7 tRNA genes are annotated in these 1102 nt (G+C 42.9%); all 7 read left to right on the top strand.

Going from position 1 to position 1102, the window contains the following annotated elements:
- The first annotated feature begins 232 nt into the window (after positions 1 to 232).
- A tRNA-Asp gene (locus V7112_RS23485) sits at positions 233 to 308 on the top strand.
- A 15-nt stretch (positions 309 to 323) separates the two neighbouring features.
- Positions 324 to 399, top strand: a tRNA-Phe gene (locus V7112_RS23480).
- A 22-nt stretch (positions 400 to 421) separates the two neighbouring features.
- Positions 422 to 497: transfer RNA gene (locus tag V7112_RS23475), tRNA-Thr, on the top strand.
- 16 nt (positions 498 to 513) lie between these two features.
- Positions 514 to 598: transfer RNA gene (locus tag V7112_RS23470), tRNA-Tyr, on the top strand.
- A gap of 49 nt (positions 599 to 647) precedes the next feature.
- Positions 648 to 721, top strand: a tRNA-Trp gene (locus tag V7112_RS23465).
- Positions 722 to 732: 11 nt separating this feature from the next.
- A tRNA-His gene (locus V7112_RS23460) sits at positions 733 to 805 on the top strand.
- Positions 806 to 986: 181 nt separating this feature from the next.
- Positions 987 to 1061, top strand: a tRNA-Gln gene (locus V7112_RS23455).
- The last annotated feature ends 41 nt before the right edge of the window (positions 1062 to 1102 follow it).

Below are 1102 nucleotides of genomic sequence, written 5' to 3'. Positions count from 1 at the left end.
CCCCGCAACCAAAAAAAATTGTTGACTAGAACGAAATGTTATAGTAAGATAGTAGTTGTCTTGTGACAAGAGACGAAATATTTAAAAAATGGTCCCGTGATGTAGCGACGAGCAAAACATCATCGAATCTACTACGAGTTGTCCCGACGGATGATTCTTCTTGAATAGGCTAGTAGAGGAAGGGACAATTAATACAAGAAATTGTGCATTGAAAGATTTAATACTTTTACATGGTCCCGTGGTGTAGCGGTTAACATGCCTGCCTGTCACGCAGGAGATCGCCGGTTCGATCCCGGTCGGGACCGCCATTATATTATATATGTGGCTCAGTAGCTCAGTCGGTAGAGCAAAGGACTGAAAATCCTTGTGTCGGCGGTTCGATTCCGTCCTGAGCCACCATTTGTTTTGTAAATATTTATTTGCCGGTGTAGCTCAGTTGGTAGAGCAACTGACTTGTAATCAGTAGGTCGTGGGTTCGACTCCTATCGCCGGCACCATTTTTAATTTAATAGTGGAGGGGTAGCGAAGTGGCTAAACGCGGCGGACTGTAAATCCGCTCCCTCCGGGTTCGGCGGTTCGAATCCGTCCCCCTCCACCATTTGATTTTATTAGTAACAACTTATTTAAATAGAAATATTATATATCATAGGGGTATAGTTTAAAGGTAGAACGAAGGTCTCCAAAACCTTTGGTGTGGGTTCGATTCCTACTACCCCTGCCAATCTATTTATGGCGATTGTGGCGAAGTGGTTAACGCATCGGATTGTGGTTCCGACATTCGTGGGTTCGATTCCCATCAGTCGCCCTTTTGTTTTTAAGTTTTATGTCTGAAGCATTTTTTTGATTTTCTTAATAAGATGATCATGATGACTCAGTGTTGTCAACGACATTCCGTAAAATTTCCTGCTGAAATTTTCCAGAATATCCTCTTGCGATGATTATTCATGAAGTAAATTCAAGGAAGCATATTCACGGAGGCTTATCATTGGGCTATAGCCAAGCGGTAAGGCAACGGACTTTGACTCCGTCATTCGTAGGTTCGAATCCTGCTAGCCCAGCCATTTTTGATTGAATCAAATACTTTGCGGAAGTAGTTCAGTGG

This window comes from Bacillus sp. JJ1566 (genome assembly GCF_036962685.1).
Classification (GTDB): domain Bacteria; phylum Bacillota; class Bacilli; order Bacillales; family Bacillaceae_L; genus Ferdinandcohnia.
The sequence above is the reverse complement of the archived record's forward strand: the minus strand, read 5'-3'. Positions and strand labels throughout refer to the sequence as shown.